The sequence below is a fragment of the Capnocytophaga felis genome, assembly GCF_009684755.1.
In the GTDB taxonomy this organism is placed as follows: Bacteria; Bacteroidota; Bacteroidia; order Flavobacteriales; family Flavobacteriaceae; genus Capnocytophaga; species Capnocytophaga felis.
Genome location: NZ_BLBC01000007.1, coordinates 31,701 through 45,482 on the forward strand (window position 1 = coordinate 31,701; position 13,782 = coordinate 45,482).

Below are 13,782 nucleotides of genomic sequence, written 5' to 3' on the forward strand. Positions count from 1 at the left end.
GATGAATTGGGAAAACTTACTATCGCTTAACAGATTTGGAGACACGAAAAAACGTCTCAGAAAAGGACAGGACGCAACACGTTCAAATTTTGATTCGGATTATGACCGTGTTGTTTTTTCGAGTGCCTTTCGCAGTTTGCAGGATAAAACGCAGGTAATACCTTTATCTAAAACTGGTTTTGTGCATACAAGACTTACGCACAGTATGGAAGTTTCCGTTGTAGGAAGAAGTTTGGGGCGTGCGGTAGGAAGTCATCTCTTGGAAAAATATCCAAGTTTGGAAGAGTTAGGATATCAAGCAAATGATTTTGGAGCTATTGTGGCAGCAGCGTCTGTGGCACACGACATTGGAAATCCGCCCTTTGGACATAGTGGAGAAAAGGCAATCGGAGAATTTTTTAAGTATAAGAAAGGGGCAGCAATTAAGAATTTGCTAACGGATAAGCAATATGAAGATTTGTGTAGTTTTGAAGGAAATGCCAATGGTTTTCGTATTTTAAATGAGTCAAGACCTGGCGTGGAAGGAGGATTGCGTCTTTCTTTTGCCACACTCGGGGCGTTTATGAAATATCCGAAAGAATCTCTTCCGTTTCGTCCTACCAAAAATATTGCTGATAAAAAATATGGTGTTTTTCAATCAGAAAGAGATTTTTTTGCTAAAGTAGCTCAGGAATTGCAACTTAAATCCAATTCAGAAGTAAATAATCACTTGCGTTTTGCAAGACATCCGCTTGCTTTTTTGGTAGAAGCCGCCGACGATATTTGTTATACAATCATTGATTTTGAAGATGGTATTAATTTAGGACTTATTTCAGAAGATTTAGCTTTGGAATATCTCGGTAAATTAATAAGTGAAAGGATTAATTCTCATAAATACAGTAAGTTATCAACTAAGGAAGAACGTATAGCTTATTTACGAGCTGTCGCCATCGGAACGCTTATTCAAGAAGCTACCGAAATATTCATCAATCACGAAGAGGAAATTCTCGAAGGTACGTTTCATTCTTCATTGTTGAGCCAAAGTGTGTACAAACCGCAGATAGAGGATATTATAAGTATAAGTGTTTCACATATTTACCAATCAGACGAGGTTGTAGAAAAAGAAATATCAGGCTATGTTGTACTTCAAAATTTACTTGATGTTTTCTTTACGGCTGCGGTAAATGATTATGAAGGAAAACTCACATCTTTTGATAAATTGATTCTCAAAATTCTTCCAGAAAAATACAGAAAAGATGAATCTCTTTATGATAAAATTATGGGAGTTACTTGCTACATTGCCAGTTTAACGGATAGCAAAGCCGTTGAAATTCACTTAAAAACCTTAGGTAAGTTGTAAGTTGTTTTGTGTGTTTGCACTAAATTCGTTGTCGCATCACTTCATATAAGAAAACACCACAAGCAACCGATACGTTTAGCGAGCTGATTTCACCAATCATAGGGAGTTTAGCTTTATCGTCGGCAAGTTTGATTAATGCAGGAGATACGCCAATGTCCTCAGCACCCATTATGATTGCCAAAGGCTCAGTCATCGAAACTTCGTACAAGAGTTTGTCTGTTTTTTCAGTGGCAACAACGGTTTTGATTCCGCTTCCTTGAAGATAATACACGGCATCTTTCAGGTTATCAACTTTACAGACAGGAACTTTGAAAACTGCTCCTGCTGAGGTTTTTACAGTGTCTGCAGTGATTGAAACGCTTCCTTTTTTAGGGATAACGATTCCTGAAACGCCCGTACATTCGGCTGTACGAATAATGGCTCCAAAATTGCGAACATCCGAAAGATGGTCTAATACAAGAAATAGAGGATTGCTCCCGCTTTCAATCGTGCTTATAACAAGATTTTCAAAATCGTGATATGCTACGGGAGAAAGATTCGCCACAACGCCTTGATGATTTTTTTTCGTTAATCGGTTAAGTTTTTCAACAGGAACGTAAGAAACAGCAATTTGTTCTTCCTTTAACAATGTTTGTAATTCCTGAAAAAGAGGACTTTTCAGCCCCTTTTGGATGAAAATTTTGTCAATTGTTTTTCCTGCTGAAATAGCTTCTATAACGGCACGAATGCCAAAAATTTGATATTCTTTTTCCATAGTTTTTAAATTTGAAGATAATAAAGTGTTGTTTTGTTACTAAAAACTCATAAAAGGATACTTTTCGATGATTTTGTTTATTTTTTCAGTTAATTTTTCTTGAAAAATCTTGGATTGCTCACTTTCCGGATTAAAAACTCTGTGTTTCAGTCCTTTTTGTATAGAATCTATTTGCTTCATATCAGAAAAACATTCTTCACTGATGTACGTTTCCATAAATCGTTCCCAAATATATTCGATTGCAAATTCTGACGGATGCAGCATATCTTCCGCATAAAAACGGTAATCTCGTAATTCATCTAACAAAATTTCGTACGACGGAAAATATTCTATTTCAGTATTCTGTGATAAGACAGAATGTAATCCGGTGATTAAGTGTGCTTTACTTATTTGATTTTCAACAAAACCATCTTTCAAGTGCCTAATGGGTGAAATTGTGTATATAATCTTTATTTTGGAATTTATATTTTTTACTTGATTTACAGTGTTTTGAATACTTTTTTCAATTTCTTTGACAGAAAGCAATTTTTTTGAGAAATGCGTCTGTGGAACTTTATGACAATTGGCTACAATATTTCCGCTTGTATGTGTATATACCCAAGATGTTCCCAGTGTAATAAACATAAAATCAGAGTTTTGCAATGCATTTCTGAACTCTCCGATTTTTTGATTTGCTACACTTATTGCTTCGTCTAATGTGATTTGGCTAAGCTCGGAATGTAAGTCAAACGAATGCCATAAGTCATTGTGTTTGAAGAAGTCATCTTTATTGAAAAGACTATTTTTTAATGTTTTCTCAATTAATTTTTCAATTGCTAAAGGATGGAAAAGAATTCCAAAGGGATTTGTAACTGTTTGAAAATTATAATATTTCAGTTTTTTGGAGATGTTCACCGAAAAACACGACCCGACACTCAAAATTCTGTCATTATAACTGATTTTGAAGTCTGATTGTTTTACGGGAACGATAGTTCTGAAATCCATTCTGAAAGGTAATTTGTGGCAAAAGTATGAAATTTTCGGTTAATACGCGGATTATTGCTTTTTTACTTGATTTTATTTTTTTCAAGTTAAAAAGAGTGAAAGTGAACGCGAATATGAAAAAAATGTGTAACTTCGGCGATTGTTTTCTTGTGATAATAAGCAAGATGAGTTATGAGTAATTTTTAAGAAGGAAAGATGGATTTGATAAATCATTTGATGTCAGCAGTTTTGATGCTAATTACCTTTGCCATAGGTAGTTCTTTACGTTTTAGTGACTTTGAGAATATTTTTAAAAAGTCGAAAGCGTTTAATATAGGTTTGATAGCTCAAATGGTGTTTTTGCCAATTTTAGCATTTTTAATAGCTTATTTTGCCGACTTATCTCCCGAGCTAAAGGTAGGTTTAATCATTGTAGCTATTTGTCCCGGTGGCACAACATCTAACTTTATTTCTTATTTGGTTAATGCGGATACAGCTTTGGCAGTGGCTTTAACAACAATAAATAGTATTTTGATTTTGCTCACAATTCCTACTTTAGCCAATGTAGCCATATCGTTATTTATGGGTACATCTTCGGAGTTTTCTCTGTCAATGGCAGATACTTTTTGGGAGGTCAGCAAAATTACTATAATTCCCGCTTTTTTGGGTTTGGTATTTAATCGTTATTTTCCGGATGTGACAGCGAGAATCAAGATTCCTCTAAAGATTATTAACACAATCTTACTTGGGTTGGTTTTTATGATTAAATTTTTTGCAGATACAGAGTCAGGAGGGACAGGAATTGTTCTTGATGAAATCTTAAGAATATTTCCTTATGCTTTGGTTATGCATTTGAGCTCGATGATTTTGAGTTATGTGGTTTGCAAAAAGATTTTTCATATTACGAATACACAATCTGCTACAATTGGTATAGAGGTAGGGTTACAAAATACTGTTCTTGCTATTTATGTGGCGGGGCTTATTCAAAGTGTGGAAATGGCGAAACCAGCTCTTGTTTTCGCGATGTTTTCCTTTTTTACTACATTAATTTTTGCTTTCATCGTGATGAGAGCAAAGTACAACAGATAAACAGATTTAAAATTTTTAAAAAGATAGAAAGTAAAATTCTTAAAAGTCAGATGATGAAAATTAAATTGAATTTATCAATCGCATTTTTTTTGTGTTTCTTGTCACTTTTTTCTCAAAATCAAGTAGAGTTAATCAGTGCAGAAGCCAATCTTTATAAGGTGGATGATAAACTCTATCGCAGTGAGCAATTAAGAGAAGAAGATAAACAAACCATAGAAAAAACTCCAATAAAAACAATTATAAATCTGCGATACTTTACACGTAGCGGAAATCGTAAAGTTTTTAATAAAGGAAGCGATATGACTCTGATAAACATTCCGTTACTAACTTGGAGAATCAAGGCGAAAGACATAGCAAATGTGCTATCAAATATCAAGAAGCATCAACAAAAAGGAGCTGTATTGGTGCATTGTTATCACGGAGCCGACCGCACGGGAATTATGGTGGCGATGTATCGTGTTGTTTACCATAATTGGAGTATCGAACAAGCCAAAAAAGAAATGCAACAAGGACCTTTTGGATATCACAGTATTTGGAGGAATTTGGATAGGCTCCTAACAGAAAAAACTGTAAACGAGGTTAAAAAAATATTGGGAGTCCATTAAATTAAGTACAAACAAAGAGATGTAGCTTGTTGAATAACTGTAAAATTCGAAAGCGTCAAGAAAAATTTTGTGATATATGTAACAAAAATGTTTTTTAAGAAACTCTTGTTTTTGAGTTTAATTGTTTGATGTTTAGTGTTTTAAATTTTTGAGTGTGATTTTATGATTTGACTGAGTTGAAAATTAATATCTTATTAACATCTTGATTTCTTGTTGTTTTCAAAATAAAACTATACTTTTGCACCCGCAAATTATGGAGTGGGAGAAAGAAGTTCTGAGTTTGCAAATGAGGTTTTTAGAGAGAAACCTGGTTAAAATGAAGTAAATTAATTTTAAGTAAATAATATTGTAAATTAAATTATGCCAACAATTTCACAATTAGTACGAAAAGGAAGAACCAGAATTACCAAGAAGAGTAAATCGGTTGCTTTGGATTCGTGTCCTCAACGAAGAGGGGTGTGTACGCGTGTTTACACAACAACGCCGAAAAAACCAAATTCGGCAATGCGTAAAGTTGCCCGTGTTCGTTTGACAAATGGCAATGAAGTGAATGCTTACATTCCGGGAGAAGGGCACAACCTCCAAGAGCACTCGATAGTATTGGTACGAGGTGGAAGGGTAAAAGATTTACCAGGTGTTCGTTACCATATCGTTCGTGGTGCGTTAGACACGGCGGGGGTAGCAGGAAGAACGCAAAGACGTTCTAAATACGGAGCTAAACGTCCAAAACCAGGGCAAGCAGCTGCGCCAGCAAAAGGGAAAAAGTAATAAAAAAATCTTTTAACGAGAAGAAATGAGAAAAAGACAGGCTAAAAAGAGACCTCTTTTACCAGATCCGAAATTTAATGATCAGTTGGTAACACGTTTTGTTAACAACCTAATGTGGGACGGTAAAAAGTCAGTGGCTTTTAAAGTATTTTATGATGCTCTTGATATTGTGGAGCAAAAGAAAAATAATGATGAAAAATCGGCTTTGGAAGTGTGGAAAGATGCTTTGACAAACGTAATGCCACACGTTGAAGTGCGTTCTCGCCGTGTAGGTGGAGCAACTTTTCAAATTCCTATGCAAATCAGACCTGACCGTAAAGTGTCAATGGCTATGAAGTGGCTTATTGGTTATGCTCGTAAGCGTAATGAAAAATCAATGGCTCAAAAATTGGCGGGAGAGATTTTGTCGGCGGCTAAAGAAGAAGGAGCTGCTGTTAAGAAAAGAATGGATACGCACAAAATGGCAGAAGCAAATAAAGCATTTTCACATTTTAGATTTTAGTGTATGGCAAGAGACTTAAAATATACAAGAAATATCGGTATTGCTGCACATATTGATGCAGGAAAAACAACCACTACTGAGCGTATTCTTTTCTATACAGGAAAAACGCACAAGTTGGGAGAGGTTCACGATGGAGCTTCAACAATGGACTGGATGGAGCAAGAAGCAGAACGTGGTATTACTATTCAGTCAGCTGCGACTACTTGTGTTTGGAATTTTCCAACAGAACAAGGAAAACCCACAGCTGATGCCAAAGAGTACCACTTCAATATCATCGATACTCCCGGTCACGTGGATTTTACCGTTGAGGTAAATCGTTCATTGCGTGTATTGGACGGATTAGTGTTCTTGTTTTCGGCAGTAGATGGTGTAGAGCCTCAGTCAGAAACTAACTGGCGTTTGGCTGATAATTACAAAGTACCACGTATCGGGTTTGTAAATAAAATGGATAGACAAGGTGCAAACTTCTTGAATGTTTGTAACCAAGTTAAAGATATGTTGAAGTCAAACGCAGTGCCTATCGTGCTTCCTATCGGAGACGAAGCGGACTTTAAAGGTGTTGTGGATTTGATTAAAAACCGTGCTATCGTATGGCACGAAGAAACGCAAGGAGCTACTTTTGACGTTGTAGAAATTCCTGCAGAAATGAAAGACGAAGTTCACGAGTATCGTGCTCACCTTATTGAAGAAGTGGCAGGATATGATGAAGGGCTTTTGGAGAAATTTATGGAGGATGAAAACTCTATTACAGAGGAAGAAATTCATAAAGCTTTAAGAGCTGCTGTTATGGATATGGCAATTATTCCGATGGTTTGCGGATCTTCTTTCAAAAACAAAGGAGTTCAGTTTATGTTGGATGCGGTTTGTCGTTACTTACCTTCGCCTTTGGATAAAGAAGCTATTGAGGGTACAGATCCTGATACTGGAGCGGATATTGCTAGAAAACCTTCTGTTTCTGAGCCTTTTGCAGCTTTAGCATTTAAAATTGCAACAGATCCTTATGTAGGTCGTTTGGCTTTCTTCCGTGCTTATTCTGGTCACTTGGATGCAGGTTCTTACGTACTTAATACGCGTTCAGGAAACAAGGAGCGTATTTCTCGTATCTATCAGATGCATGCTAACAAACAAAATCCAATTGAGTATATTGAGGCAGGAGATATTGGAGCAGCGGTAGGTTTTAAAGATATCAAAACGGGAGATACTCTTTGCGATGAAAAACATCCAATCGTACTTGAATCAATGATATTCCCTGATCCGGTAATTGGTATTGCTATTGAGCCAAAAACGAAAGCTGACGTGGATAAAATGGGTATGGCTTTGGCTAAATTAGCTGAGGAAGATCCAACTTTCCAAGTTAAAACAGATCAAGCTTCAGGGCAAACAATTATTTCAGGAATGGGAGAGCTTCACTTAGATATCATCGTTGACCGTTTGAAACGTGAATTTAAAGTTGAAGTAAACCAAGGAGAACCTCAAGTAGAGTACAAAGAGGCATTGACTGCAGTAGCTGAACACAGAGAAGTTTATAAAAAACAATCTGGTGGGCGTGGTAAATTTGCTGATATTGTGTTCCGTATGGAGCCTGCTGAGGAAGGAAAAGTGGGACTTGAATTCATTAATGAAATCAAAGGTGGTAATATCCCGAAAGAATATATTCCTTCCGTAGAAAAAGGATTTAAAGAAGCTATGAAAAATGGTCCTTTGGCAGGATTTGAGATGGATTCAATGAAAGTTACTTTAGTGGATGGTTCATTCCACGCGGTTGACTCTGATTCATTGTCATTTGAATTGGCTGCTAAGTTAGGGTACAAAGAAGCAGCTCGTGCAGCGAAAGCCGTATTGATGGAACCTATAATGAAGTTGGAAGTAATAACTCCAGAAGAAAATATGGGTGATATTGTTGGGGATTTGAATCGTCGTCGCGGTCAAGTAAATGATATGGGAGACAGAAACGGTGCTAAAGTAATTAAAGCAAATGTTCCTTTATCAGAAATGTTTGGATATGTAACAACCCTTAGAACACTTTCATCAGGGCGTGCTACTTCAACAATGGAGTTCTCTCACTATGCTGAAACACCTTCAAACATAGCTGAGGAAGTAATTAAAAAAGCAAAAGGCAACTAATTTTTTATAAAAAATGAGCAGTCAAAAAATCAGAATAAAATTAAAATCTTATGATCATAATTTGGTTGATAAGTCAGCTGAGAAGATTGTAAAAACGGTGAAGGCAACAGGAGCAGTAGTAACGGGACCTATTCCGTTACCAACTCACAAAAAAATATTTACTGTGTTGCGTTCTCCTCACGTAAACAAGAAGGCTCGTGAGCAGTTTCAGTTAAGCTCTCACAAACGTCTTCTCGACATCTACAGTTCTTCATCAAAAACTATTGATGCTTTGATGAAACTGGAGTTGCCAAGTGGAGTGGAAGTTGAAATTAAAGTGTGATAATAGCCACTCAATTTCAAAAGAAGGTTTAACTTCGTCTTAAATGTCCTTAAGCCTGTGAGCTGAGGAAAAACGGATAAAAATGATTCAGGGTCAAATGGCTGAGGCATTTTTTGACCCTGAACTTTATAAAAAAGTAAATAATTAATTAAATTAAATTTATGTCTGGGTTAATTGGAAAAAAAGTAGGCATGACAAGTCTTTTTGATGAGAACGGGAAAAATATTCCTTGTACTATCATTGAGGCAGGTCCTTGCGTAGTTACCCAAGTCAGAACCGTAGAGGTTGATGGGTATGAAGCTCTTCAACTTGGTTTCGATGACAAAGCAGAACATCGTACTAACAAAGCTGAGTTAGGACATTTCAAAAAGGCAGGAGCTTCTGTTAAGAAAAAAGTTATCGAATTTCAAGGATTTGAAGCAAATTACAAGTTAGGTGATACAATCACTGTTGATTTGTTTACAGAAGGAGAATTTGTTGATATAACAGGTATCTCTAAAGGTAAAGGGTTTCAAGGGGTTGTTAAAAGACACGGCTTTGGTGGTGTAGGTCAAACTACTCACGGTCAGCACAACCGTTTGAGAGCACCTGGTTCTATTGGAGCATCGTCATATCCTTCAAGAGTATTTAAAGGAATGCGAATGGCTGGTAGAATGGGGGCAGAAAAAGTAACAGTACAAAACTTGAAAGTATTGAAAGTGGTAGCCGAGAAAAATCTTTTAGTGGTTAAAGGATGTGTTCCGGGACACAAAAATGCTTACGTAACTATTCACAAATAATGGAAGTAGCAGTATTAAATAGTCAAGGAAAAGAAACAGGCAGAAAAATTACTCTTTCTGATTCTGTTTTCGGGTTAGAGCCTAATAATCACGTGATTTACTTGGATGTTAAGCGTTATTTAGCAAATCAACGTCAAGGAACACACAAGGCTAAGGAGAGAAATGAAGTAGCTGGAAGTACTCGTAAGATTAAAAAACAAAAAGGTACTGGTACGGCTCGTGCAGGTAGTGTTAAATCACCTGTATTTGTTGGTGGAGGACGTATTTTTGGTCCTCGTCCAAAAGATTATACACAAAAATTGACTAAAAATGTAAAAAGATTGGCACGTCGTTCTGCATTGAGTGCAAAAGCAAAAAGCCAATCAATTTTAGTTGTTGAGGATTTGAATTTTGAAACTCCAAAAACTAAAGAATTTACTAATATTTTGAAATCTTTGGGGTTAGAGAATAAAAAATCACTTTTTGTGTTGCCAGATACAAATAATAACGTATATTTGTCGTCACGAAATTTGAAGAACTCTAATGTTGTAACTGCTTCTGAATTAAATACTTATGAAGTGGTGAATGCTTCAAATGTAGTTTTATTGGAGAGTTCTGTCAATGTTTTAGAGTCAATTTTAACAAAATAAGTAAGAAATGAGCGTATTAATTAGACCTGTAATTACAGAAAAAGCAAACGCAAATAGTGAATTAAAGAATTGTTATACATTCGAAGTTTCTAAACAAGCGAATAAAATTCAGATCAAAGAAGCTATTGAAGCCACTTATGGAGTTAAAGTTAAGGATGTTCGGACATTGAATTACGGACCTAAACGTACAACTCGTTACACAAAAACAGGTTTGCAAGTTGGAAAAACTAATGCTGTTAAGAAAGCAGTTGTTCAAGTGGCAGATGGAGGAGCTATAGATTTTTATAGTAATATATAAGTGTTTAACAAATAGACAAAGATGTCAGTTAGAAAATTAAAACCGATTACCCCTGGTCAGCGTTTTAGAGTAGTAAACGATTTTGACACCATTACTACTGATAAGCCGGAGAAAAGCCTTTTGGTTCCGTTGAAAAAGACTGGTGGTAGAAATAATCAAGGAAAAATGACCATGCGTTATATTGGTGGTGGTCACAAGAAAAAGTATCGTATTGTTGATTTCAAACGAAACAAATTTGGTGTTGACGCTAAAGTAGTTTCTATTGAATACGATCCAAACAGAACGGCATTTATTGCTTTGGTTCAGTATACAGACGGAGAGAAACGTTATATAATTGCTCCTGCTGGTTTAAAAGTGGATCAAACAATCGTTTCAGGGCAGGAAAATGTAGCTCCAGAGATTGGAAATGCAATGCCTTTGTCACAAATCCCATTAGGAACAGTAATTTCTTGTATAGAATTGCGTCCGGGACAAGGAGCTAACATTGCACGTTCTGCGGGAACTTTTGCTCAGTTGATGGCAAAAGATGGAAGATATGCAACAGTGAAGTTGCCTTCAGGAGAAACTCGTATGATTTTACTTACTTGTTTGGCTACAATTGGAGCTGTATCTAATTCTGATCATCAGTTAATAGTGTCAGGTAAAGCTGGTCGTTCACGTTGGTTAGGTAGAAGACCAAGAACCAGACCAGTTGTTATGAACCCAGTTGATCACCCAATGGGTGGAGGTGAAGGTAGAGCAACCGGAGGTCACCCAAGATCAAGAAAAGGTATCCCAGCTAAAGGTTACAGAACACGTTCTAAAACCAAGGCAAGTAATAAGTATATTGTAGAACGTAGAAAAAAATAAAAGACTAAGAGATGGCACGTTCATTAAAGAAAGGACCTTACGTTCACTATAGTTTGGAGAAAAAAATTCAACAAAACATTGAAACAGGTAAAAAGACAGTTATCAAAACTTGGTCAAGAGCTTCGATGATAACACCTGACTTTGTTGGTCAAACGATAGCAGTTCATAATGGTCGTCAGTTTGTTCCGGTGTATATCACTGAGAATATGGTAGGACACAAATTAGGAGAGTTTTCACCAACACGTTCATTTAGAGGACACGCTGGTGCAAAAAATAAAGGTAAAAAATAATAGAAGGCTATGGGAGTTCGTAAAAGAGAAAAAGCAGCAGAAATAAAAGAAGCTAAAAAGAGCTTGGCTTTTGCAAAGTTGAATAACTGCCCTACTTCGCCTCGAAAAATGCGTTTGGTAGCGGATTTAGTTCGTGGTCAGCAAGTAGATAAAGCCCTTGCTATTTTGAAATTCAACCAAAAAGAAGCGTCGGCTCGTTTGGAGAAATTATTGTTGTCAGCAATAGCTAACTGGCAAGCAAAAAACGAAGATGCAAATTTGGAAGAAGCAGGATTATTTATTAAGGAAATTCGTGTGGATGGAGGAATGATTTTGAAAAGATTGCGTCCTGCTCCACAAGGAAGAGCACACAGAATTAGAAAACGCTCAAATCACGTAACGTTGGTTTTAGGAGCTAAAAATTATAACACAGAAAGCTAAGATAAACTATGGGACAAAAGACAAATCCAATCGGAAATCGCCTTGGAATTATCAGAGGATGGGAGTCTAACTGGTATGGAGGTAATGACTACGGAGATAAACTTGCTGAAGATGATAAAATCAGAAAGTATGTACAAACCCGTTTGTCTAAGGCTAGTGTTTCTCGTGTGATTATTGAAAGAACTTTGAAGCTTGTAACCGTTACTATCACTACTGCTCGTCCTGGTATCATTATCGGAAGAGGAGGTCAAGAGGTAGACAAGCTGAAAGAGGAATTGAAAAAAATCACTGGTAAAGATATCCAAATCAATATCTTTGAAATCAAAAGACCTGAATTAGACGCTAACTTGGTTGCTGCAAGTATTGCTCGTCAGATAGAAGGGCGTGTTTCATATCGTAGAGCTATTAAAATGGCTATCGCGGCTGCAATGCGTATGAATGCTGAAGGAATCAAAGTGATGATTTCTGGTCGTTTGAATGGTGCAGAGATGGCTCGTTCTGAAAGCTATAAAGAAGGAAGAATTCCTTTGTCTACTTTCAGAGCAGACATTGATTATGCACTTGATGAAGCACATACTACGTACGGTCGTATGGGAATTAAGGTGTGGATTATGAAAGGTGAAATCTACGGTAAGAGAGAGCTTTCTCCGCTTGTAGGAATGACTAAAAAATCTGCAGGTTCGGCGGCAGGTAAATCTGCTTCGGACAAAGCCCAAGGAGGACCTAAAAAAGCACGTCGTAAAAAGTAATTTTTAAAGTAAAAAGAAATGTTACAGCCAAAAAGAACGAAATATCGTAGAGTACAGAAAGGCAGGATGAAAGGAGTTTCTCATCGTGGAACCTTACTTTCTAATGGTATGTTTGGGATAAAGTCTTTGGATTCTGCATTCATTACCTCTCGTCAAATTGAGTCGGCTCGTATTGCAGCAACTCGTTATATGAAACGTGAAGGTCAGTTGTGGATTAAAATTTTTCCAGATAAACCAATTACTAAGAAACCTTTAGAGGTACGTATGGGTAAAGGTAAAGGTGCCGTAGAATACTGGGCAGCTGTTGTTAAACCAGGAAGAATTATGTTTGAGGTAGGAGGAGTGTCAATTGAAGTGGCAAAAGAAGCTTTGCGTTTGGCAGCACAAAAACTACCTGTGAGAACAAAATTCGTTGTAGCAAGAGATTATCAAGATTAATTAAAGAGCAATGAAACAGTCTGAAATTAAAAAATTGACAATAGCTGAGCTGCAAGAAAAGCTTGGTGAATATAAAAAATCGTATGCAGATTTGAAAATGGCTCACGCCATTCAACCACTTGAAAAACCAATTCAATTACGTCAAGTAAGAAGAACTGTAGCAAGATTGGCATGCGAGTTAACTAAACGAGAGTTACAATAATTCTATGCTGCGTTAAACATGGAAAAAAGAAATTTAAGAAAAGAAAGAGTAGGGGTTGTTAGTAGCAACAAAATGGAGAAAACCATCGTGGTTTCAGAAGTTAAGCGTGTAAAGCACCCTATGTATGGTAAATTCGTGTTGCGTACTAAGAAATATGTAGCACACGATGAAAAGAACGAATGCAACATTGGTGACACGGTTCGAATTATGGAAACTCGTCCACAAAGTAAAACCAAATGTTGGAGATTAGTTGAAATCATTGAAAGAGCGAAGTAATTATGGTACAACAAGAGTCGAGATTAAAAGTAGCCGATAATACAGGGGCAAAAGAGGTATTGACAATCCGTGTTTTGGGAGGAACAAAACGTCGTTATGCTTCTGTAGGTGATAAAATTGTAGTTACCGTTAAAGAGGCAACTCCGAACGGAAACGTAAAAAAAGGGCAAGTTTCTACTGCTGTGGTAGTAAGAACTAAAAAAGAAGTACGTCGTGCTGATGGCTCTTACATACGTTTCGATGAAAATGCTTGCGTTCTTTTGAATGCGGCTGGTGAGATGAGAGGGACACGTGTTTTTGGTCCTGTTGCGAGAGAACTTCGTGATAAACAATTTATGAAAATTGTGTCATTAGCACCTGAAGTGCTTTAATTTTTAATAATATTA

Annotated in this window: 20 protein-coding genes; 18 read left to right on the forward strand and 2 right to left on the reverse strand. The window is 36.7% G+C overall.

Annotation, left to right across the window (positions count from 1 at the left end):
* Nucleotide 1 precedes the first annotated feature (1 nt).
* Nucleotides 2-1,339: a dGTP triphosphohydrolase gene (gene dgt, locus GN105_RS05940; protein ID WP_155284518.1), complete on the forward strand. Its 1,338-nt coding sequence runs from the start codon at nt 2-4 to the stop codon at nt 1,337-1,339.
* Nucleotides 1,340-1,358: 19 nt separating this feature from the next.
* Here the strand turns inward: dgt and rlmB are convergent, their stop codons facing one another.
* Both rlmB and GN105_RS05950 read right to left on the reverse strand, forming a co-directional pair.
* Entirely contained in the window at nt 1,359-2,093 is a 735-nt protein-coding gene (gene rlmB, locus GN105_RS05945) for a 23S rRNA (guanosine(2251)-2'-O)-methyltransferase RlmB (protein WP_155284519.1), read from the reverse strand.
* 39 nt (nt 2,094-2,132) lie between these two features.
* Nucleotides 2,133-3,077, reverse strand: coding sequence for a GSCFA domain-containing protein (locus GN105_RS05950; protein WP_155284520.1), 945 nt, complete (start codon nt 3,075-3,077; stop codon nt 2,133-2,135).
* A gap of 195 nt (nt 3,078-3,272) precedes the next feature.
* On the opposite strand from GN105_RS05950, the gene GN105_RS05955 reads away from it, so the two are divergent.
* The 17 genes from GN105_RS05955 (at nt 3,273) to rplN (ending at nt 13,767) form a co-directional block, all read left to right on the forward strand.
* Nucleotides 3,273-4,145, forward strand: a complete 873-nt coding sequence (locus GN105_RS05955; protein WP_155284521.1) for a bile acid:sodium symporter family protein — start codon at nt 3,273-3,275, stop codon at nt 4,143-4,145.
* 59 nt (nt 4,146-4,204) lie between these two features.
* Nucleotides 4,205-4,750 carry a tyrosine-protein phosphatase gene (locus GN105_RS05960; RefSeq protein ID WP_373279395.1) on the forward strand — a complete coding sequence of 182 codons (546 nt, stop codon included), beginning with the start codon at nt 4,205-4,207 and terminating at the stop codon, nt 4,748-4,750.
* A 360-nt stretch (nt 4,751-5,110) separates the two neighbouring features.
* Nucleotides 5,111-5,518, forward strand: a complete 408-nt coding sequence (rpsL, locus tag GN105_RS05965) for a 30S ribosomal protein S12 (RefSeq protein WP_018279584.1) — start codon at nt 5,111-5,113, stop codon at nt 5,516-5,518.
* Nucleotides 5,519-5,543: 25 nt separating this feature from the next.
* Entirely contained in the window at nt 5,544-6,020 is a 477-nt protein-coding gene (gene rpsG / locus GN105_RS05970; protein WP_095896367.1) for a 30S ribosomal protein S7, read from the forward strand.
* A gap of 3 nt (nt 6,021-6,023) precedes the next feature.
* Nucleotides 6,024-8,144, forward strand: coding sequence for an elongation factor G (fusA, locus tag GN105_RS05975; RefSeq protein ID WP_155284522.1), 2,121 nt, complete (start codon nt 6,024-6,026; stop codon nt 8,142-8,144).
* Between the two features lie 13 nt (nt 8,145-8,157).
* A complete protein-coding gene (gene rpsJ, locus GN105_RS05980; protein WP_018279587.1) occupies nt 8,158-8,466 on the forward strand; it encodes a 30S ribosomal protein S10 in 309 nt (102 codons plus the stop codon).
* A gap of 161 nt (nt 8,467-8,627) precedes the next feature.
* Nucleotides 8,628-9,245 carry a 50S ribosomal protein L3 gene (gene rplC, locus GN105_RS05985; protein WP_155284523.1) on the forward strand — a complete coding sequence of 206 codons (618 nt, stop codon included), beginning with the start codon at nt 8,628-8,630 and terminating at the stop codon, nt 9,243-9,245.
* Nucleotides 9,245-9,874, forward strand: a complete 630-nt coding sequence (gene rplD / locus GN105_RS05990; protein ID WP_155284524.1) for a 50S ribosomal protein L4 — start codon at nt 9,245-9,247, stop codon at nt 9,872-9,874. Before rplC ends, rplD begins: the two co-directional genes overlap by 1 nt.
* A gap of 7 nt (nt 9,875-9,881) precedes the next feature.
* Nucleotides 9,882-10,172 carry a 50S ribosomal protein L23 gene (gene rplW, locus GN105_RS05995; protein WP_155284525.1) on the forward strand — a complete coding sequence of 97 codons (291 nt, stop codon included), beginning with the start codon at nt 9,882-9,884 and terminating at the stop codon, nt 10,170-10,172.
* Nucleotides 10,173-10,193: 21 nt separating this feature from the next.
* On the forward strand, nt 10,194-11,021 hold the full coding sequence (gene rplB / locus GN105_RS06000; protein WP_155284526.1) for a 50S ribosomal protein L2: 828 nt from the start codon (nt 10,194-10,196) through the stop codon (nt 11,019-11,021).
* An 11-nt stretch (nt 11,022-11,032) separates the two neighbouring features.
* The gene (rpsS, locus tag GN105_RS06005) at nt 11,033-11,311 is read left to right on the forward strand and encodes a 30S ribosomal protein S19 (RefSeq protein WP_018279592.1); all 279 of its coding nucleotides are present in this window, start codon (nt 11,033-11,035) and stop codon (nt 11,309-11,311) included.
* A gap of 9 nt (nt 11,312-11,320) precedes the next feature.
* Nucleotides 11,321-11,731, forward strand: a complete 411-nt coding sequence (gene rplV / locus GN105_RS06010) for a 50S ribosomal protein L22 (RefSeq protein WP_155284527.1) — start codon at nt 11,321-11,323, stop codon at nt 11,729-11,731.
* Between the two features lie 8 nt (nt 11,732-11,739).
* A complete protein-coding gene (gene rpsC, locus GN105_RS06015) occupies nt 11,740-12,480 on the forward strand; it encodes a 30S ribosomal protein S3 (RefSeq protein ID WP_155284528.1) in 741 nt (246 codons plus the stop codon).
* Between the two features lie 18 nt (nt 12,481-12,498).
* Nucleotides 12,499-12,918 carry a 50S ribosomal protein L16 gene (gene rplP / locus GN105_RS06020; RefSeq protein ID WP_095896375.1) on the forward strand — a complete coding sequence of 140 codons (420 nt, stop codon included), beginning with the start codon at nt 12,499-12,501 and terminating at the stop codon, nt 12,916-12,918.
* A gap of 10 nt (nt 12,919-12,928) precedes the next feature.
* Nucleotides 12,929-13,120: a 50S ribosomal protein L29 gene (gene rpmC / locus GN105_RS06025; protein ID WP_095896376.1), complete on the forward strand. Its 192-nt coding sequence runs from the start codon at nt 12,929-12,931 to the stop codon at nt 13,118-13,120.
* A gap of 18 nt (nt 13,121-13,138) precedes the next feature.
* A complete protein-coding gene (rpsQ, locus tag GN105_RS06030) occupies nt 13,139-13,396 on the forward strand; it encodes a 30S ribosomal protein S17 (RefSeq protein WP_155284529.1) in 258 nt (85 codons plus the stop codon).
* A gap of 2 nt (nt 13,397-13,398) precedes the next feature.
* Complete coding sequence (gene rplN, locus GN105_RS06035; protein WP_002675043.1) at nt 13,399-13,767, forward strand: 50S ribosomal protein L14; 369 nt, start codon at nt 13,399-13,401, stop codon at nt 13,765-13,767.
* The last annotated feature ends 15 nt before the right edge of the window (nt 13,768-13,782 follow it).

What these genes read in the sequence shown, in the direction of transcription:
- dgt (WP_155284518.1), top strand. Translation starts at nt 2, where the DNA reads ATGAATTGGGAAAACTTACTATCGCTTAACAGATTTGGAGACACGAAA.
- rlmB (WP_155284519.1), bottom strand. Translation starts at nt 2,093, where the DNA reads ATGGAAAAAGAATATCAAATTTTTGGCATTCGTGCCGTTATAGAAGCT.
- GN105_RS05950 (WP_155284520.1), bottom strand. Translation starts at nt 3,077, where the DNA reads ATGGATTTCAGAACTATCGTTCCCGTAAAACAATCAGACTTCAAAATC.
- GN105_RS05955 (WP_155284521.1), top strand. Translation starts at nt 3,273, where the DNA reads ATGGATTTGATAAATCATTTGATGTCAGCAGTTTTGATGCTAATTACC.
- rpsL (WP_018279584.1), top strand. Translation starts at nt 5,111, where the DNA reads ATGCCAACAATTTCACAATTAGTACGAAAAGGAAGAACCAGAATTACC.
- rpsG (WP_095896367.1), top strand. Translation starts at nt 5,544, where the DNA reads ATGAGAAAAAGACAGGCTAAAAAGAGACCTCTTTTACCAGATCCGAAA.
- fusA (WP_155284522.1), top strand. Translation starts at nt 6,024, where the DNA reads ATGGCAAGAGACTTAAAATATACAAGAAATATCGGTATTGCTGCACAT.
- rpsJ (WP_018279587.1), top strand. Translation starts at nt 8,158, where the DNA reads ATGAGCAGTCAAAAAATCAGAATAAAATTAAAATCTTATGATCATAAT.
- rplC (WP_155284523.1), top strand. Translation starts at nt 8,628, where the DNA reads ATGTCTGGGTTAATTGGAAAAAAAGTAGGCATGACAAGTCTTTTTGAT.
- rplD (WP_155284524.1), top strand. Translation starts at nt 9,245, where the DNA reads ATGGAAGTAGCAGTATTAAATAGTCAAGGAAAAGAAACAGGCAGAAAA.
- rplW (WP_155284525.1), top strand. Translation starts at nt 9,882, where the DNA reads ATGAGCGTATTAATTAGACCTGTAATTACAGAAAAAGCAAACGCAAAT.
- rplB (WP_155284526.1), top strand. Translation starts at nt 10,194, where the DNA reads ATGTCAGTTAGAAAATTAAAACCGATTACCCCTGGTCAGCGTTTTAGA.
- rpsS (WP_018279592.1), top strand. Translation starts at nt 11,033, where the DNA reads ATGGCACGTTCATTAAAGAAAGGACCTTACGTTCACTATAGTTTGGAG.
- rplV (WP_155284527.1), top strand. Translation starts at nt 11,321, where the DNA reads ATGGGAGTTCGTAAAAGAGAAAAAGCAGCAGAAATAAAAGAAGCTAAA.
- rpsC (WP_155284528.1), top strand. Translation starts at nt 11,740, where the DNA reads ATGGGACAAAAGACAAATCCAATCGGAAATCGCCTTGGAATTATCAGA.
- rplP (WP_095896375.1), top strand. Translation starts at nt 12,499, where the DNA reads ATGTTACAGCCAAAAAGAACGAAATATCGTAGAGTACAGAAAGGCAGG.
- rpmC (WP_095896376.1), top strand. Translation starts at nt 12,929, where the DNA reads ATGAAACAGTCTGAAATTAAAAAATTGACAATAGCTGAGCTGCAAGAA.
- rpsQ (WP_155284529.1), top strand. Translation starts at nt 13,139, where the DNA reads ATGGAAAAAAGAAATTTAAGAAAAGAAAGAGTAGGGGTTGTTAGTAGC.
- rplN (WP_002675043.1), top strand. Translation starts at nt 13,399, where the DNA reads ATGGTACAACAAGAGTCGAGATTAAAAGTAGCCGATAATACAGGGGCA.